The 304-nt window shown below is 48.7% G+C and carries 1 rRNA gene; it reads right to left on the reverse strand.

Features of this window, described 5'->3' with window-relative positions:
• Nucleotides 1-120, reverse strand: a 23S ribosomal RNA gene (locus tag PQG66_RS25310); the annotation flags it as partial.
• Nucleotides 121-304 lie beyond the last annotated feature (184 nt).

Genomic DNA, 304 nt, shown 5'->3' on the forward strand with positions numbered 1-304 from the left:
ATTCGGACATCCCCGGATCAAAGCTTGCTTACAGCTCCCCGAGGCAGTATCGTTGTTCGCCACGTCCTTCATCGGCTCCTAGCGCCTAGGCATCCTCCGTGTGCTCTTAGTAGCTTAACCAGGTCGCTCGTGTTCGAGCTGTCGCTCCGCTTGGTTTGGACTGCGTCCAAAGCCAAAAGTCGCTCCATTTCGATCACTCGCTCCAGCAATCTACCGTTTTTATTGAAACTTGTTGTACACAAGTTCAGCTAAAAAGGAATGTTCTAATTCGCGTTTGTTTCGTTTCGATATCTAGTTTTCAAAG

This window comes from Paenibacillus sp. JJ-100, from assembly GCF_948329825.1.
Lineage (GTDB): Bacteria > Bacillota > Bacilli > Paenibacillales > Paenibacillaceae > Paenibacillus.